This window comes from Pedobacter boryungensis, from assembly GCF_013204825.1.
GTDB classification, from domain to species: Bacteria; Bacteroidota; Bacteroidia; order Sphingobacteriales; family Sphingobacteriaceae; genus Pedobacter; species Pedobacter boryungensis.
In genome coordinates this window covers 76,198-94,154 of sequence record NZ_JABMKV010000003.1, presented here as the reverse complement: position 1 = coordinate 94,154, position 17,957 = coordinate 76,198, and the positions used below count along the sequence as shown (strand labels likewise).

Genomic DNA, 17,957 nt, shown 5'->3' with positions numbered 1-17,957 from the left:
TCAATTAAATTTTTTCCTCAATTCTAATATAGCCATTCGCACTCGAGTTTTTACGGTGCCCAAAGGTAAATTTAGTTCTTCTGCTGTTTCAACATGTGTATATCCTTTAAAATAAACCATATCTAACACATTTTTAAAATCAGGTTTAAGGGTTGTTACCATTTCTTTTAAACCTAAAGTATCTGCATTAAAACTAACCTTTTTTTGTTGGTCAATGAAATCTACGTTATTTTCTATATCTTGGTTTTTGTTGGAATTTTTAAAATCTTTTGATCGCAATTTATCTATAGATAAGTTACGAGCAACATTCATCATCCAGGTAAATAAACGCCCTTTTGAGGAGTCATAACTCTCTGCAGAATTCCAAATTTTCAAAAAAGTTTCTTGCAAAACATCTTCGGCAACTTCGGTATGTTGTATAATTCGAGAAATTACACCAAATAAAGCACTAGAATACATATCGTACAACGCTTTAATTGCGATAGTATCTTGCTTTTTTAAAGCATTCACTAACTCTTCTTCAGAAAGGGATATTTTTTTTGCTGTTGCCAAGATTGCTAATATACGGAAAGTATAACATCGAAATCAACAAATTGTTCGTTCACAACGTATAGCTCTAAAAATCAAATAAATGTTTTTCAGCATGATAAGATGAACGCACTAAAGGACCGCTTTCTACATATCGTAAACCTTTTGCTAAACCTATTTCTTTGTATTTCGCAAACTGATCTGGATGTATCCAATCTACCACAGGGTGATGATTTTTTGTAGGTTGCAAATACTGGCCCAATGTTAAAATATGTACGCCGTTTGCTACCAAATCATCCATTGCTTCCAAAACATCATCTTCAGTTTCACCCAAACCTAACATAATACCAGTTTTGGTTCTTAACCCAAATTCAGATATTCTTTTTAAAGCTTCTAAACTTCTATCGTATTTAGCTTGAATACGAACTTGTTTAGTAAGTCGTCTTACAGTCTCCACATTGTGAGACATAACTTCAGGTCTTTCTTCTAATACGCGGTATAAATTATCCCACTGACCTTTAAAATCTGGAATTAAAGTTTCTAAAGTAGTTTCAGGGCTTTCACGTCTGATTGCTTGCAAAGTTTCTGCCCAAATAATAGAACCTCCGTCCTTTAAATCATCACGATCTACCGAAGTAATAACGCAATGTTTAACTTTCATCAGTTTCACGGAATTAGCAACTCGAGCAGGTTCATCTGTATCAACAGCTAACGGTCTACCAGTAGCCACAGCACAAAATGAACAAGAGCGTGTACAAATATTACCTAAAATCATAAAAGTAGCAGTACCAGCGCCCCAGCATTCACCCATATTCGGACAATTGCCACTTTCGCAAATGGTGTGTAATTTATGCGTATCCACAAGACTTCGCACTTGCGCATATTCCTTACCAACAGGCAATTTAACTCGTAGCCAATCTGGTTTACGTGGTTTTTCTGTGGCAACAGGAACTACAGGAAGTTCAATCATGATACAAAGTTAAACAATCTTGCTGAAATGTTGTAGCAGGGAAATGTTTAAGGGTTGTAATTTTGCAGGATTGTTCAAAGTTTAGATTTCAATTTCAAAAATCTTTTGTTGTTTGTTCTGAGAAAAACCAATGTTCTCATAAAATTTATGGCTTTCAGTTCGAGTGACATTACACCGAACTCGAATTTTTTTTATCCCCATAGCATTGCTCCACTCTTTTACAGCTTCAATTAGGTTTTCGCCAATATTTTGTTTTTGCCATTGGCGATCAACAACTAAACCTGCAATTTCTACAAATAATGCAGATTCTATTCTGATTGCTCGAAATCCATGAATCCAACCCACAATAATTCCATTCTGTTTAGCAACAAAAAGACAATCATTCTTGCTTTTTACTACTTCTTGTGCTCTGTCTAAAAGATTTTCCATCTTGTTTTCGTAGCCGAGTTGAGTAGATAATGCTGTTATTTCTTCAGCATCCTTTAAAGTAATTGTTAAAAGTTGAGATATGATCTTTTCCAATTTGAATTTTTGAAACTAAGATAAAGAATAGCGTCATAAATATTCATTTCAATCTCAAATTGATAGGTTTATGTTTCTATCTTCTTCAAAATCTGTAAATTTGTGGTTCAAAATCACGGAAATGGCTACATCAAAAGTTACGTACACAGGCGATTTAAGAACTTCGTCCATCCATTTAAAATCTGGGAATGAAATTATAACCGATGCGCCTGTAGATAATCAGGGTAAAGGTGAAGCTTTTTCACCAACAGATTTACTGGCAACTTCTTTAGGTAATTGTATGTTGACTATTGTAGGAATTACTGCTAAGACACATCATTTTAATATTGATGGAACGACAGCTGAGATCACCAAAATTATGGCAGAAAACCCACGTCGTGTAGTAGAAATTAAAGTAAACCTACAATTCCCTTCAAATAATTATACAGAAAAGGAAAAAGCAATTATTGAACATGCGGCAAAAACTTGTCCTGTTTCGTATAGTCTTCATCCGGATATTAAACAAAATATAACTTTCAATTATTAGTACAAATGACCTTTATTGGCATTAATTATGCTTTGTAAATTTAAACCGCAATAGGTTTAGTTTTAGAAAATGAGTAGAAAAAATAAGACGGTTGTTGAAACCGACGCAGATGTAATTTTAATTGGCGCAGGAATAATGAGCGCTACACTTGGGTTGCTTTTAAAAGAATTGGAACCTAATTTAAGCATAGAAATTTACGAACGCTTAGATATCGCAGCAGCGGAAAGTTCTGATGCTTGGAATAACGCAGGAACAGGTCATTCGGCATTTTGTGAATTAAATTATACACCTCAAAAAGAAGATGGTTCTGTAGATATAAAAAAAGCAGTTCAAATTGCTGAATCTTATGAAGTTTCTAAACAATTTTGGGCTTATTTAGTCGAAAGGAATATTCTTTCAGATCCACACTTATTCATTAGAAATATTCCACATTTAAGTTTTGTTTGGGGTAAAGACAACGTGGATTTCTTGAAAACTCGCTTTACTAATTTGCAAAAATGTAATCTATTTGAAGACATGCAATACAGCGATGATCCAAAAGTAATTCAGGATTGGGTTCCACTAATTATGAATGGAAGAAAGAAAAACGAGAAGGTTGCAGCTACCAAAATGGATTTAGGTACAGATGTGAACTTCGGTTCTTTAACTCGCGAAATGTTTAGTTATCTAGGTAAACAAGCAAATGTGAAGTTGCATTTTCATCATGAGATACGTGAATTAGATAAAACTGATGAAGGTAATTGGAAAGTTAAAGTTAAGAATTTAGAATCGGGTAAAAAGAAAAAGCGATTGGCGAAGTTCGTATTTATTGGAGCTGGTGGTGGTTCTTTACCGTTATTAGAAAAATCTGATATCCCAGAAGGAAAAGGATTTGGTGGTTTTCCAGTAAGTGGACAATGGTTAAAATGTACAAATGAAGAAGTAATTGCAAAACACCATGCGAAAGTATATGGGAAAGCTGCAGTTGGTGCACCGCCAATGTCTGTTCCGCATTTAGATACTCGTATAATTAATGGTAAACAAGCTTTATTATTTGGGCCTTATGCTGGTTTTTCCACTAAATTTTTAAAACACGGATCATTCTTAGATTTACCTTTATCTATTAAGTTTGATAACATTAGACCGATGGTTTCTGCAGGATTAAAAAACCTCGATCTAACAAAATATCTAATTGAGCAAGTGCGCCAATCTCCTGAAGATAGATTTGAGGCTTTAAAAGAATATTTACCAAATGCTGATTTTAAAGATTGGGAATTGGAGTATGCTGGACAAAGAGTACAAGTAATCAAAAAGAAAGCAAGTGGTGGTGGTATATTAGAGTTTGGAACAGAGGTGGTTAGTGCTGCTGATGGATCGATTGCGGCTTTGCTAGGTGCTTCACCGGGTGCTTCAACTGCTGTTTCTATTATGCTCGATTTATTAGATCGTTGTTTCAAAAAGAAATTACAGACTGCCGAATGGCAAACAAAAATTAGAACAATGATTCCTACTTACGGGAAAAAATTAGCTGATAATACACAGCTTTGCAAAGACACTAGAACTCGTACTTCGACTGTGTTAAAATTGAATAGCTAGTAGGATACAATTTGATTCACATAAATATTAAATTCAGCTGATTTTAGGGCATAAAATCAGCTGAATTTTTAAACTGTAACCAATTCCGCAACTTCCTCTGCAGAAATATCACTATGCGATAAATCTAAAATGCATTCGCCATCTTTTATTAATAGTACTTGTGGCGATTCATGATGAACCTGAAATATTTCAGCAATTAATGAAGAAATATCTCTGTGCGCTATTAAATCTAAAAAATAAAGAGGTGTATTTTCGGGAATAGAATTCCAATCTAATTCGAAATTCTTTTTAGCCATTAAACTAATAGAACAACGGGTACTGTGTTTAAAAATTACACTGTATCCACTCGCTTCTTTTATTAATTTAACTTGTTCTTGGGTATTAAGATTTATCCACTGCATTTATCTTCTTCTTTTTCCTTCCGGATAAGAACTATAAGCAGGACACAAACGAGATGAACAAGATTCTAATACCGCTATTGCGCAAAATAAAAATAATAATAGAATAGCAATCTTTTTCATCGTTTTTTGTTTATAATTTCCTTGATTAAAGTTCTAATTTACAAATTTTTATGAATATCAAGCAAGCTTGTTAAATTGAGGCAGAAAAGTGTGCCATTTTTAAAGCAGTAATGGCAGCCTCATCTCCTTTATTACCATGTTTGCCGCCAGCTCTGTCAATTGCTTGTTGCTCATCATTGGTTGTTAAAACTCCAAAAATTACAGGTTTACTGTGTTTGATGCTAACATTGGTAACGCCATTTGCAACAGCATCGCAAATAAAATCGAAATGTTTAGTATCACCTTGAATTACACAACCTAAACAAATCACAGCATCTAAACCATTATTTTTAGTTAATAAAATTTCTGCTGCACTAGTTAATTCGAAGCTCCCTGGTACTGGCATAGAAATCACATTTTCTTCTTTCACACCATGTTTTATTAACGTGTCAAAAGCACCTTGATATAATGCTCCTGTAATTTTAGCATTCCATTCTGCTACAACAATAGCAATTTTGTAGTCTGCACCATTTGGAATAGTTGTGTGAGAAAAATCTGAAAGGTTTTTGAGATGTGTTGCCATGCTACAAAGGTAAACTTATTGTTTAAATGTTAAAAGATGATAAAGTTGTAAAGTTGTCATAAAAAAAAGACCCTGAATAAACAGGGTCTTTAATCTTAATCTGCGCAAATGCAGAAAATTATTTTGATGAGGCTTGCACACGAGCAATGTACTCATCAATCATGGCAGCTTCTTGGCTATCAGGATATTGAGTTTTGATTTTAGTGTATGCATCTTCAGCACTTTTTAAATCTTTAAGAGTTTCATAAACCAAACCTAGTTTTTTAAGGAACATTGGTGAGGTGAATTTATTACTTGCTTTATCAGCTGCTTTTTGATAGTATGTTGCAGCTTGTTTGTAATCTTTTAGTTCACTATATGCATCGCCTAATAAGCCTAATGCTAATGGGTCTGCAACTGGACTACCAGTAGCTGTATATTTTCCTAAAGCTTCAGTAGCTTTTTTGTATTCGCCTTTACGTAAATAAATGCCGCCTAAATAAAGGTTAGCTAAATTTGCAGATTTAGTATTGTCATACTCTTCAGCAATTTTTTCAAGACCAGGATAACCACCTTCACCATTAATAGCTTTGTTAGCTAATGAATCAACGCCAACATATTGTTCTGCTTTATACATTTCGCCAGCAGCTTTTTCTGCTCTATTTGGTAAGTACGAGTAGAAATAATAAGCTGCAATTGCTCCTAAAGCTAAAATTGCGACACCTATAAATAAAAAGCTTTTACCGTTCTCTTCTAAAAAACTACCTTTTCTAACTGGTTGATTCTCTGTTTTATCTGTTGTAGACATTTATTTAAATTATTAAGGATTGCAAAAATACGTTTTTCAATGAAAGTATCAAGTTCTTTCAACTATTTAATTAAACTTTAGTGGATTAGCATTGGTAAAAAAGGTAAATTGCAGCATATTTATGTGGTTAAAAAATATTACTCTACTCAATTTTAAAAATTATACATCTGCTGAACTTCGATTTTCAAAAACGGTAAATGCATTTGTTGGTAATAATGGCGCTGGTAAAACTAATTTATTAGATGCAATACATTATTTATGTCTTTGCAAAAGCTATTTTAATCCTATAGATAGCCAACAAATTAAAACAAATGAAGATCTTTTTTTAATACAAGGTGATTTTGATCGAAATGAAAAAAATGAAAAAATTACTTGCGGTTTAAAGCGAAATCAGAAAAAGCAGTTTAAAAGAAATAAGAAGGAATACGATAAATTGGCAAATCATATTGGGCTTTTTCCTTTGGTAATGATTTCTCCTTATGATGTTAATTTAATTATGGATGGAAGTGAGGAGCGACGTAAATTTATCGACAATGTTATTTCTCAAACCGATGCCAACTATTTAGATGAACTGATTACTTATAATAAACATCTTTTAAATCGTAATGCGTTATTAAAACAAGTTGCAGTTACCCGAAAACTAGATGTGACTTTATTGCAGATTTTAGATGAACAATTGATCCTATCAGGAAATAAGATTTTTGAAAAGCGTAAACAATTTTTAGCTGATTTTATCCCATTATTTAATAAGCATTACCAATATATTTCTGATAATGCTGAAGAAGTATCTTTAAATTACCAATCGCAATTAAATGAACAGAATTTTGAAGAATTGCTAGCTCAATCTATTGAAAAGGATAGAATTTTAGAGCGAACTACAACCGGTATTCATAAAGATGAACTGTTATTTACGATTGCTGATATGCCTTTAAAAAAGTTTGGTTCGCAAGGACAGCAAAAATCATTTTTAATAGCCTTAAAATTAGCTCAATATAGTTATTTGCAAAAGTTTAAAGGTTTTAAACCCTTACTTTTATTAGATGATATTTTTGATAAATTAGATGATTTAAGAGTTCGTAAACTAATGGAAATGGTTTCTCACCATGATTTTGGTCAGCTATTTATTACGGATACAGGAAAAGAAAGAGTAGTTTCTGTTTTTAATGAAATTAAAGTTGATGTAACTTTGTTTGAAGTAGCGAACGGAATAATTGAACATGCGTAAACCAAACGACATATCACTAAAGGATGCCATTACAAAAATGCTTTCAGTTTATAGATTGCGTGGAAAGTATGATGAAACAGGTGTTGTAGTGCATTGGCCAGAACTGATGGGTACTGCTGTAGCGAATCGCACTACGCAAATTTATGTAAGCAATAAAAAACTTTTTGTTAGAATAGAATCCTCAGTTATCAAAAATGAATTATTGATGGTTAGAACTGGCATTATTCAAAAGTTAAATGAAAGAGCAGGTTCAGAAGTAGTTACTGAAATTGTCTTTTTATAAAAAAATCAGTGCAACATGAATTGCACTGATTTTAATTTCTATTGCCAAATACTTTAGAAATTATCCAAATAATTAAAGCTAAAACAATTACTACAACAATTATTGCAGTCCAAAATCCTGCTTTAAAAATTCCTTCAACTAATTCGCAACTGCTTAATGTTGTTGCTAATAAGGCAATGAGAGCTAATGGGGTGTACTTTTTCATGTGATTTGATTTATTTAAATTAAAACACATCAAATCACAATTAGTTTGATTTTAATTACTCACCAATTTTAATCAGCTCTATTTCAAATATTAAAGTGCTAAATGGTGGAATACTTCCATCTGGAGTTTCTCTTCCGCCATAAGCCAAATTGTATGGAATAAAGAAACGGTATTTAGATCCTGTTTGCATTAATTGAACACCTTCTGTCCAACCAGAAATTACTTGGTTTAAACCAAAAGTTGCAGGTTCACCTCTTTTATAAGAACTATCAAATTCAAATCCATTAAGTAGTGTACCTTTATAATTTACAGTAACTACATCAGTTGCTGTAGGTTTAACTCCAGTTCCTTGTACAATAACCTCGTACTGCAAACCACTAGCTGTAGTTTTAATGCCAGGTTTAGTTTTGTTTTGTGCCAAAAAAGCCGCCCCAGCATTCACATTAGCAGCATATTTTTGTTTATCGACTTCTTCTCTTTGCTTACTAAAACTTGTAAAAAGGTTATTGATAACAGTTTGACATTGTTCTTGAGTTAGCGTCGGATTAGCTTTTGCAAAAACATCTTTAATGCCTTTATTAAACAATTCGTAATTGATAGTGTTTAATCCCCCATTTTTAAAGCTGCTTGCTACATTTATGCCAAGTGCATAACTAGCAGAATCTAATGTGTTTTTAAATTGTGGAGCTTTGTTTGGTACTATTTTACCAGTTGTGATTGGTTTTTTAGTTGTTGTAGTTTTTTTTGCAATAGTTTGAGCATTTGCGCTTAGTCCAACTAAGGTAACTAGCGATGCAAGCATTATTTTTTTCATAGATTATTTTTAAGGTCGAAATATAGATAAAAAAATAAGCACCCTAACTAAATAAAGTGCTTATACTAATCTTTTTAAGAATTTAATTAAAAACGCTCTGCAGCGGTAAAAAAGAAATCGCCTTCGATTTGCGCATTTTCATCAGAATCAGATCCATGAACAGCATTTGCATCAATAGATTTTGCATATTTCTGACGGATTGTTCCTTCAGCAGCTTCAGCTGGATTAGTAGCGCCAATTAAGGTTCTAAAATCTTCAATTGCATTTTCTTTCTCTAAAATAGCTGCAACGATAGGTCCAGAAGACATAAAGCTAACTAAGTCATTGTAAAATGGACGTGCTTTGTGTACAGCATAAAATTCGCCAGCAGTTTCTGCAGTTAATTTTGTGTATTTTAAAGCAATGATTTTAAAACCTGCGTTCGTGATATCATTTATGATTGCGCCAATATGCCCGTTTGCAACCGCATCAGGCTTAATCATTGTAAATGTTCTATTTGTACTCATTGTATATTTAATTCAAATTTTTTGCAAAAATACAATTCTTTACCTTAATATTAAAGCTATTGAATAAAAGCTATCAATTAAATGTAAAATTACTAGCTTTGCAGGCGAAAATTTATGATATCAATTTCAGAATTAAAAACACTTTTAGCGACGCCACAAAAGATCGTCATTACAACACATCATAAACCCGATGGTGATGCAATGGGTTCTTCTTTGGGATTATATGCATATTTAATTCAAAAGGGACATCATGTTAGTGTAATTACACCTACAGATTATCCTGATTTTTTACAGTGGTTACCTAATAACTCTAATGTAATTATATATACAGAATCGCCAGAAAAATCATTAGAATTAGTTAACGATGCTAATTTAATTTTCTGCTTGGATTTTAATACCTTAAGTAGGATTAACGAATTAGGTGAGCATATCCGCAATGCATCGGCTTTAAAATTAATGATTGATCATCATTTAGAGCCTGAAGACTTTGATGATTATCGCCATTGGAACATTAATGCATGTGCAGCTGCTCAGTTAGTTTATGATTTTATTCTAAACGAATTAAATGATGGCGAATTCATCAATAAAGATGTAGCTACTTGTTTATACACTGGTATCATGACGGATTCTGGTTCTTTCCGTTTTCCTTCAGCAACTTCATCAGTATATAGAATTGCGGCAGATTTAATTGATTTAGGAGCAGAGCATTGGCGCATTCATCAATTAGTATATGATAACGCTTCAGAAAATCGCTTACGTTTCTTAGGTCATTGTTTATCCAACAAATTGGAGATTCTTAGAGAGTTTAATGTGGCCATAATTACAGTAACTGCAGAAGAATTAAAAAAATATAACATTGTCACGGGCGATACAGAAGGAATTGTAAATTATGCACTTTCAATTAATGGCATTAAGCTAGCCGCATTTATTATTGAAAGAACTGATAAAGTTAAATTATCTTTGCGCTCTACTGGAGATTTCCCGGCAAACGAAATATGTAAAAAATATTTTAATGGTGGTGGGCATAGGAACGCTGCAGGTGGTGCTTCTGAGAAAAATTTGGCAGATACTATAGCAGAATTTAAATCGATTTTACCCGAATATAAAACACAATTATTACAATAATAACCAAAGAGTAAACACTCTAAATCAATCTAAAAAATAGAAAATATAATGAAAAAAAGTTTAGTAATTCTTTTTGCAGCTACATTAGGCTTAGCTGCTTGTAACACAGAGAAAAAAGGTCCAGGAGGTTTGATGTATACCATTCATCACTCAGAAGGTAAAGAAAAAATTAAAGAAGGTGATATTATTAAAATGAACTTTATTATTAAAAATGATAAAGATTCAGTTTTTTACAGTTCATTTGAAAATGGAGTTCCTCAAGTATTCCAAGCACAAAAGAAAATGTATGCGGGTGATCAGCAAGATGCTTTAACATTGGTAGGTGAAGGTGATAGCGCAACTTTTAAAATCAATTTAGATACTTTGGCTTTCTATACAAAACAGCCTAAAGGCGAGCAGTTTAAAAATGATAAATACCAAACATTTGTAGTTAAAATTGAAAAAGTATTTAAAAAGCAACCTAACGAGGCAGATTCTACTTTCCAAAAAAGAGCTGGCGAATTTTTCCAAGCAGATTATAAAGCTACTATGGATAAAATTAAAAATGCTGAACCTGCAAAAATCAAAACTTACATCGCAGATAATAGCTTAAAAACTAAAACTACTACAAGTGGCTTAAATTATATAATTTCTGCACCTGGTAATGCCGAAAGAGCAGCAGTAGGAGATACAGTTGAGGTAAATTATACTGGTAAATTGACCAAGAAAGATAAAGACGGTAAATACAAAGTATTTGATACTAGCGATCAGAAAATTGGTAAAGAATTTAAATTAGATCGTCCAGGAAAAGTTTATGGTCCAACTAAAATGGTAATGGGCGGTACAGTACCAGGCTTTACAGAAGCTTTAACCATGATTGGTAAAGGTGGTAAAATAATGGTAATTATTCCTTCTAACTTAGGTTGGGGCGAACAAGGTGCACCACAAGCAGGTATTGGCCCTTACGCTCCAGTTGTATTTGATGTTGAAATTGTGAACATTATTAAAGGTAAACCAGCTCCAGTTGCACCACCTGCACCTGTTCCAACAACAAAATAATATAATAAAATTATAAAATTTAACCCTATTCATTAATGAATGGGGTTTTTTTATGAATATACTTTAGCATTGCTGAAATAAAAATACCTTTGTATATGTTGTTAACTGATACTCACACCCATATTTATTACGAAACAGATGAGGCTAAACTAGCACAATTAATGGAGCGCTGTTTTGCTAATGATGTAAAACGTCTTTTTTTGCCAAATGTGGATGTGGCTTCAATTAAGATGATAGATGATTTGGTGAAACAATATCCCGAAAATTGTTTTGCTATGGCAGGTTTGCATCCATGTGATGTGAAGGAAGATTATCAAACTCAATTAGCCAGTATCTATAAAAGTATAGCGGATAGAAAGATTTATGCCATAGGCGAAATTGGTATCGATTTATATTGGGATAAAACAACATTAGGTATTCAGCAAGATGCCTTTAAAGAACAAATTAGGTGGGCAAAAGAATTAAGTTTACCAATTGTTATTCACTGTCGTGAAGCTTTTGATGAAGTTTTTGAAGTTTTAGAAGAATTGAATGATGATAAATTACGAGGTATTTTTCATTGCTTTACCGGAGATTTAGGGCAAGCAAGAAGAGCAATAGCATTAGGATTTTATTTAGGGATAGGTGGAGTAATAACTTACAAAAAAGCAGGTTTAGATTTAACGCTTGCAGAAATTTCAATCAATGATATTGTATTGGAAACAGATTCTCCATATTTAGCCCCTGTACCATATCGTGGTAAACCAAATGAAAGTAGCTACCTAATTCATATTGCTCAAAAAGTAGCTGATATTTACAATGTAAGTGTAAACAAAGTGGCCGAAGTCACAACGGAAAACTCTCGGAAAATATTCGATATATAGCTGAGCGATACCTTAAATTGCCCTTTTGTTTGCCTAAAACTTTGCATTAAAATCATTTATATTTGTTGCCAATGACAAAAATCCTAATCATATATACTGGTGGAACAATTGGAATGGTAAATGATGCTAAAACAGGCACTTTAATTCCTTTCGATTTTGAACAAATTCAAGAAAATGTACCAGAATTAGCAAGACTAGATTATCAGCTCTCTGTTCATTCTTTCGATCCAATCCTAGATTCTTCTAATATGGATCCCGGAATTTGGGCAGAATTAGCAAAGTTAATTCAACAGAAATATGAAGAGTTTGATGGTTTTGTAATTTTGCATGGTTCAGATACCATGTCATTTACAGCTTCGGCATTAAGTTTTATGTTGCAAAATTTAGCCAAGCCAGTTGTTTTAACAGGTTCTCAATTGCCAATTGGAGAGATTAGGACAGATGCCAAAGAGAATTTAATAACAGCATTAGAAATTGCTGCAACCAAAAAAGATGGTAAAGCAATGGTGCCAGAAGTTTGTATTTATTTCGACTATCAACTATTTCGTGGTAACAGATCTATCAAATATAATTCGGAGAAATTTGAAGCTTTTGCTTCACCAAATTATCCAATTTTAGCTGAGGCAGGAGTGAGCTTGGCTTTTTATCCTAATTATATTTTACCAATTCCGCATAAACCCTTTCAAATCCATACCAATTTTAATGCAAATATCGGTGTGTTAAAAATGTATCCAGGAATAACTGAAAATGCTGTAAAAGCAATAACCGAATCTGGTGTAGATGCCATTATTTTAGAAGCATTTGGATCTGGAAATACAACTACTGCACCATGGTTTATTGATTGTTTGCAAAAAGCTATCTCCGACAACAAAATTATCATAGATATATCACAATGTAAAGGTGGATCGGTTCAATTGGGGGTGTATGAAACCAGTAGAAAACTACAACAAATGGGTATTGTAAGCGGCTACGATTTAACGTTTGAAGCTGCTGTAACCAAATTAATGTACCTCATGGGGCAAGGTTTAAGTGTAGCTGAAATAAAGCGATTACTAGAAGTTTCTATTGCTGGTGAATTAACTGTGAGTAACTAAAACACAAAGTTTTTATTAATTTTGTGAAAACTTACCATGAAAATTCAACAAATATATACTGGATGCCTAGCCGAAGCAGCCTATTACATTGAAAGTAATGGCGAATCTGCTATTATTGATCCGCTGAGAGAAGTAACTCCCTATTTAAAAAAAGCAGAAGATGCTGGCGCAAAGATTAAATATATATTTGAAACTCATTTTCATGCAGACTTTGTTTCTGGACATATAGATTTAGCAGAAAAATCTGGAGCTACAATTGTTTATGGTCCAACAGCTAAAACCGATTTTAAATCACATATTGCTACCGACGGTGAACAGTTTAAAATTGGTGATATTACCATCACCACACTGCATACTCCAGGTCATACACCAGAATCTACTACCTATTTGTTAACCGATGCAAATGGTAAAGATCAATGTATTTTTACTGGCGATACCTTATTTATTGGAGATGTTGGTCGGCCAGATTTAGCGCAACAAGGCGAGCTAACGATGGAAGATATGGCGGGAACACTTTACGAATCACTGCACAACAAAATCCTAACATTAGCAGATGATGTTATTGTTTACCCAGCTCATGGTGCAGGCTCAGCTTGTGGTAAAAACATGAGCAAAGAGACGTTTGATACTTTAGGGCATCAAAAAGAGGTTAACTATGCGCTAAAAGCAAAATCTAAAACAGATTTCATTAAAGAAGTAACAGCGGGAATTTTGCCGCCTCCACAATATTTTGCTAAAAATGCAGCCATGAACAAAAGTGGTTACGATAGTATCGATGAGGTATATGAAAAAGGTTTAGTTGCGCTATCACCTGAAGAATTTGAATTAAAAGCTAATCAAACAGACGCTTTAATTTTAGATACTAGAGATCCACAAGTATTTGCAAAAGGTTTTATTCCAAAATCTATAAACATTGGTTTAAATGGTCAGTTTGCACCTTGGGTTGGTGCTTTAATCACCGATTTAAAGCAACAATTATTATTAGTTACTGAAGATGGCAAAGCCGAAGAAACCATTACGCGTTTAGCAAGAGTAGGTTACGATTATACAATTGGTTATTTAGCTGGTGGAATTAATGCATGGCAAGATGCAGGTAAAGAGATAGATCAGATCGAATCAATTTCTGCAAGCGAGTTTGAAACCATTTTAACAGCTAATGATTCTATAAATGCTTTAGATGTACGCAAGCCAGGAGAATATGAAGCCGAGCATTTAGAAGCAACGCTTGCTCGTCCGTTAGATTATATTAATGACTGGACTACAGAAGTGAATCCAGAAGAAACGTATTACATCCATTGCGCTGGCGGTTATCGCTCTATGATTGCAGCTTCAATTTTAAAAGCTCGTGGTATTAATAAGGTAATTGATATAGCTGGAGGTTATGGAGCAATAAAAGCTACGAGCTTAAAACGTACTGATTTTGCTTGCCCAAGTAAAGCGATGAAAGGTTGATTTAATATTAAGGCAAAAGTTCAGCAAGTTTCTTCTTTAAATCATCGCCCCGCAAATTTTTCGCTATGATAATTCCTTTATCATCTATTAAATAATTTGTAGGAAATGCATTAATGCCATAAATAACTACGGCTAAATTTCGATCTCCTTTTAAATCACTTACATTTTCCCAAGGAAGTTTGTCATCTTTAACAGCTTTTAGCCAATCTGCTTTATTGTCATCTGCAGAAACACCCAATACCTCAAAACCTTTGTTTTTGTAAGCATTGTAAGTGGTTACTAAATTTGGATTTTCTCCCCTACATGGTCCGCACCAAGAAGCCCAAAATTCTAGCAGTATATATTTTCCTTTAATAGATGAAAGTTTAACTTTTTTCCCATTGATATTTTCTTGTTCGAAATCTTCAAATTTATTCCCAATTTTTATTTCTTTATTTAACGCAAGATATTCATTAACTGCTTTGCCAAATTTCGATGATTTTTGCTCAGCACTAATGTTTTGGTATAATTCTCTTGTTTTTTCTTTTCCCCACGATGAAGCATATATCTGTAATACGTTAGCCGCAATTAGGGAGTTAGGATTGTCTTTGACATAGGTTTGATAAATTTTTTGTTCTTCAATACGAGAAGCTTTTATTTTATCCCAAATAGCTGTTGTTTCCGGACCATTTTTACCCTTGAGTAATTTAGTTAAGCTATCTTCTAGGTAATTTATCGTAATTAACTTCTTTCTTAAAATATCAGCTTCAATTTGAGTTTTGGAACCTGTTGTAATTGCATTTTTAAACTCCCCAGCTTTAACAGTTACTGTTATTTCTTTTGGCTCAATCCACAACATGGTGTAGTCTTTATAGTTTGCTGTGTATATGATCATTTCAACAGCCTTTTCTTCAATATTTCCCTTTAGATTAAATTTCCCATTTAAAACTCTACTCGAGTCAAGCTTTAATTCTGGATTAGCTTTCCTTAAAAAAATCCAAGTCCCATCATTTAAACCTGTTACAGTTCCATGTATGTTGAATTTTTGAGCAGATGCCGTAAGAAATAAAGTAAAGACCAAATAAAATAGAGTACACAGATTTTTCATGAAAATAAAGTTATGGATAAATATATTCATATCATTTGTTGATAGTAATTATTCTAATCTTCCAGCCGCTCTTTCCTGCCTCAAAAGTTTAGCTAAATCTATTTTTGGATCACTTAATAAGATAATTCTCGTCCCTTTCTCTCTAGCGAATTGACTTTTTATTTTACCAACTTCTTTAATGCCACCAAATAAAGAAAGGTCTCGAGTATTGCTTAAATTATCTTCTGTTTTAATTCTGATCACGGTTTTAATTTCCTTATTTAAATCTAACCAATTCACATAATCAGCAGTAAAGGCATCAGCTTTTAAACCTTTAATTTTTGTGTAATAATTAATAGCCCCCGCTTGTCCATAATTATCGCAAAGGATCATCACATGTTCTTTGTCAGCTGTATTTTTGTAGACAGAATCTGTTTTAATAGCTAATTCTTTCCAGCCTAACATATCCGCAAAATCTTGTTCAATAGGATATTTCTTGCCGTCTTCCCATGTATGCTCACTAAAAGGCTTCTTTTGTAATGATTTCTGAACATATGTGACTGGCGAATAAATTGGCAATGAAATTTTTATAACCAAGAAACCCAAGAATAATATGTGTGCCACTGCTACATAACGTAAATAAAATTTCCAACCATTTTGTAATAAGATACTTAAATAAACTGCTCCAAAAGCCAATAAAATTGGATATAAGCCAATAGCATAATAAGCTTTTGCCTTTAAGAAAATGAAAACAGCAATTGTAAATATATAAGACCAGAAAAGTAGTCGGTAGGGTTTAAATGGAGCGTAGCTGAAAAATGAGACGAATGCCACTATTAAAACAAAGAAAGAACCAACAAAAAAGAAGAACTGCTCTTTTACGAAATCTAGTCTATTTACATGAACCAATTGAGTAGCTGCTAATTCTTTCATGTGTTTGAGTACAGGAAAATCATTCTGAATTTGCCAGACTATGTTTGGACTTATAATGATAAATGCTAAAATAATTGCATAGTAAAATTGGGGAATAGTAAATAGTTTTCTTTGTTTACTCAACACTAAGGCAGGTAATAATCCTAATAAACAAAATGCGATGTTATATTTATTTAAAAAACCTAAAGCAAAGCTGATGGCAAGAAAATATAGCCATTTGTAGTTATTTGTTTGTATAAAACGGATTAGGTTGTAATAAACTAAAGTCCAGCATAAAATATCTAAGGAATTAGGCTGATAAAGAATATTTATTCTTAATAAAACGGAAAAAATTAATGCCAAGGAAGCTAAAATGCACGAAAATAAACTCCCTTTTAGGCTTTCTATAGTTTTCCAAACCACTAAAATAGTAAGCGCACCAAATAGTGCTGGAAAAAACTTAATCCAAAATAATGAATTGCCCAATTGTAAGATTAGCCAAGAAAGCCAAGAAGTTACAGGAGGAACCGAATGATAACCCCAAGCTAAATGTTTAGCTTGATCGAGATGTAAAAACTCATCACGATGCAATTCGTAAATTGGATTTACAACTACATACTGCAATATTATTTTAATAAGGATGAAAACAAATAGAAAGATGGTTCCTTTTTTCATACAGATTTTTGTTTGTGGTTTGTTTGGTTTAGAGCAGGAATGAAAGCTTATTGTTACGAATTAACCAAATTATGGAAAGGATTTAAGTAATACTAGTCTTTAAAGAAATTCAACTAAAAAATTTGAACAAAATGAAAGGATTGGATGTATCATTAGGTGAAGTTTTATTTGCTCTGGATATAATTGCTATTAAATCATAAGCGAAACGCTTGCGTTAGGTAGGTGAAGAATAACTGAATATAAATGTGCTTTTCGTCTCTCTTTTTCCGTTTTCCCAATGCGAAATGCCCTTTGCGTGATAGGAAAAGCTCTTTGCGTAACAGGAAATGTCCTTTGCGTGATAGGAAAAGCTCTTTGCGCAATGGGAAATGTCCTTTGCGTGATAGGAAAAGCTATTTGCGCAATGGGAAATGTCTTTTGCGCAATGGGAAATGTCTTTTGCGCAATAGGAAAAGCTCTTTGCGTAACGGGAAATGTCTTTTGCGTGATAGGAAAAGCTCTTTGCGTAATGGGAAATGTCCTTTGCGTGATAGGAAAAGCTCTTTGCGTAATGAGAAATTGACATTTTCCATTGGGAAATATCAATTTCCGTTATTACGCTTTACGATTCCCGCCTTCGCGGGAAAGACAATTACACCAAATTAATTCTCTAAAATCATAACCTTTTCTTTCTGATTCAATCTCTTAACAATAGATTACAAATTGTTA

20 protein-coding genes are annotated in these 17,957 nt (G+C 33.1%); 9 read left to right on the top strand and 11 right to left on the bottom strand.

Annotated elements, in window-relative coordinates:
* The 3 genes from HQN85_RS12550 to HQN85_RS12540 form a co-directional block, all read right to left on the bottom strand.
* Positions 1–552 (bottom strand): RNA polymerase sigma factor, encoded by a 552-nt coding sequence (locus tag HQN85_RS12550; protein WP_173272748.1) that lies wholly within the window; start codon positions 550–552, stop codon positions 1–3.
* 64 nt (positions 553–616) lie between these two features.
* On the bottom strand, positions 617–1,498 hold the full coding sequence (gene lipA / locus HQN85_RS12545; protein WP_173272746.1) for a lipoyl synthase: 882 nt from the start codon (positions 1,496–1,498) through the stop codon (positions 617–619).
* Between the two features lie 81 nt (positions 1,499–1,579).
* The gene (locus HQN85_RS12540; protein ID WP_173272744.1) at positions 1,580–2,020 is read right to left on the bottom strand and encodes a GNAT family N-acetyltransferase; all 441 of its coding nucleotides are present in this window, start codon (positions 2,018–2,020) and stop codon (positions 1,580–1,582) included.
* Positions 2,021–2,141: 121 nt separating this feature from the next.
* Here HQN85_RS12540 and HQN85_RS12535 point away from each other — a divergent pair, with 121 nt between their 5' ends.
* A complete protein-coding gene (locus HQN85_RS12535; RefSeq protein ID WP_173272743.1) occupies positions 2,142–2,546 on the top strand; it encodes an OsmC family protein in 405 nt (134 codons plus the stop codon).
* A gap of 69 nt (positions 2,547–2,615) precedes the next feature.
* A complete protein-coding gene (locus tag HQN85_RS12530) occupies positions 2,616–4,121 on the top strand; it encodes a malate:quinone oxidoreductase (RefSeq protein ID WP_173272742.1) in 1,506 nt (501 codons plus the stop codon).
* A gap of 68 nt (positions 4,122–4,189) precedes the next feature.
* Here the strand turns inward: HQN85_RS12530 and ytxJ are convergent, their stop codons facing one another.
* The 3 genes from ytxJ to HQN85_RS12515 form a co-directional block, all read right to left on the bottom strand.
* The gene (gene ytxJ, locus HQN85_RS12525) at positions 4,190–4,522 is read right to left on the bottom strand and encodes a bacillithiol system redox-active protein YtxJ (RefSeq protein ID WP_173272741.1); all 333 of its coding nucleotides are present in this window, start codon (positions 4,520–4,522) and stop codon (positions 4,190–4,192) included.
* Positions 4,523–4,712: 190 nt separating this feature from the next.
* On the bottom strand, positions 4,713–5,204 hold the full coding sequence (ribH, locus tag HQN85_RS12520; protein ID WP_173272740.1) for a 6,7-dimethyl-8-ribityllumazine synthase: 492 nt from the start codon (positions 5,202–5,204) through the stop codon (positions 4,713–4,715).
* Positions 5,205–5,322: 118 nt separating this feature from the next.
* The gene (locus HQN85_RS12515) at positions 5,323–5,991 is read right to left on the bottom strand and encodes a tetratricopeptide repeat protein (RefSeq protein ID WP_173272739.1); all 669 of its coding nucleotides are present in this window, start codon (positions 5,989–5,991) and stop codon (positions 5,323–5,325) included.
* Between the two features lie 121 nt (positions 5,992–6,112).
* Between HQN85_RS12515 and recF the strand changes: the two genes are divergently transcribed.
* Positions 6,113–7,216, top strand: a complete 1,104-nt coding sequence (recF, locus tag HQN85_RS12510) for a DNA replication/repair protein RecF (protein ID WP_173272738.1) — start codon at positions 6,113–6,115, stop codon at positions 7,214–7,216.
* The gene (locus HQN85_RS12505) at positions 7,209–7,499 is read left to right on the top strand and encodes a DUF721 domain-containing protein (protein WP_173272736.1); all 291 of its coding nucleotides are present in this window, start codon (positions 7,209–7,211) and stop codon (positions 7,497–7,499) included. The genes recF and HQN85_RS12505 overlap by 8 nt, the downstream gene beginning before the upstream one ends.
* 31 nt (positions 7,500–7,530) lie before the next feature.
* Here the strand turns inward: HQN85_RS12505 and HQN85_RS12500 are convergent, their stop codons facing one another.
* The 3 genes from HQN85_RS12500 to HQN85_RS12490 all read right to left on the bottom strand — a co-directional run bounded on the left by HQN85_RS12500 (position 7,531) and on the right by HQN85_RS12490 (position 9,024).
* Positions 7,531–7,704 carry a hypothetical protein gene (locus HQN85_RS12500; RefSeq protein ID WP_173272734.1) on the bottom strand — a complete coding sequence of 58 codons (174 nt, stop codon included), beginning with the start codon at positions 7,702–7,704 and terminating at the stop codon, positions 7,531–7,533.
* Between the two features lie 55 nt (positions 7,705–7,759).
* Positions 7,760–8,518, bottom strand: coding sequence for an FKBP-type peptidyl-prolyl cis-trans isomerase (locus tag HQN85_RS12495; RefSeq protein ID WP_173272732.1), 759 nt, complete (start codon positions 8,516–8,518; stop codon positions 7,760–7,762).
* 86 nt (positions 8,519–8,604) lie between these two features.
* Positions 8,605–9,024, bottom strand: a complete 420-nt coding sequence (locus HQN85_RS12490) for a nucleoside-diphosphate kinase (RefSeq protein ID WP_173272729.1) — start codon at positions 9,022–9,024, stop codon at positions 8,605–8,607.
* A gap of 114 nt (positions 9,025–9,138) precedes the next feature.
* Between HQN85_RS12490 and HQN85_RS12485 the strand changes: the two genes are divergently transcribed.
* The 5 genes from HQN85_RS12485 to HQN85_RS12465 all read left to right on the top strand — a co-directional run bounded on the left by HQN85_RS12485 (position 9,139) and on the right by HQN85_RS12465 (position 14,596).
* Entirely contained in the window at positions 9,139–10,149 is a 1,011-nt protein-coding gene (locus HQN85_RS12485) for a DHH family phosphoesterase (RefSeq protein ID WP_173272727.1), read from the top strand.
* A gap of 48 nt (positions 10,150–10,197) precedes the next feature.
* Positions 10,198–11,187: an FKBP-type peptidyl-prolyl cis-trans isomerase gene (locus tag HQN85_RS12480; protein WP_173272725.1), complete on the top strand. Its 990-nt coding sequence runs from the start codon at positions 10,198–10,200 to the stop codon at positions 11,185–11,187.
* 95 nt (positions 11,188–11,282) lie between these two features.
* Positions 11,283–12,050, top strand: coding sequence for a TatD family hydrolase (locus HQN85_RS12475; RefSeq protein WP_173272723.1), 768 nt, complete (start codon positions 11,283–11,285; stop codon positions 12,048–12,050).
* A 71-nt stretch (positions 12,051–12,121) separates the two neighbouring features.
* Complete coding sequence (locus HQN85_RS12470; RefSeq protein WP_173272721.1) at positions 12,122–13,144, top strand: asparaginase; 1,023 nt, start codon at positions 12,122–12,124, stop codon at positions 13,142–13,144.
* 36 nt (positions 13,145–13,180) lie between these two features.
* Positions 13,181–14,596, top strand: a complete 1,416-nt coding sequence (locus tag HQN85_RS12465; RefSeq protein ID WP_173272719.1) for an MBL fold metallo-hydrolase — start codon at positions 13,181–13,183, stop codon at positions 14,594–14,596.
* 7 nt (positions 14,597–14,603) lie between these two features.
* Here the strand turns inward: HQN85_RS12465 and HQN85_RS12460 are convergent, their stop codons facing one another.
* Together HQN85_RS12460 and HQN85_RS12455 are read right to left on the bottom strand one after the other, a co-directional pair.
* Entirely contained in the window at positions 14,604–15,713 is a 1,110-nt protein-coding gene (locus tag HQN85_RS12460; RefSeq protein ID WP_216847281.1) for an AhpC/TSA family protein, read from the bottom strand.
* 18 nt (positions 15,714–15,731) lie between these two features.
* Complete coding sequence (locus HQN85_RS12455; protein ID WP_173272715.1) at positions 15,732–17,249, bottom strand: glycosyltransferase family 39 protein; 1,518 nt, start codon at positions 17,247–17,249, stop codon at positions 15,732–15,734.
* Between the last annotated feature and the right edge of the window lie 708 nt (positions 17,250–17,957).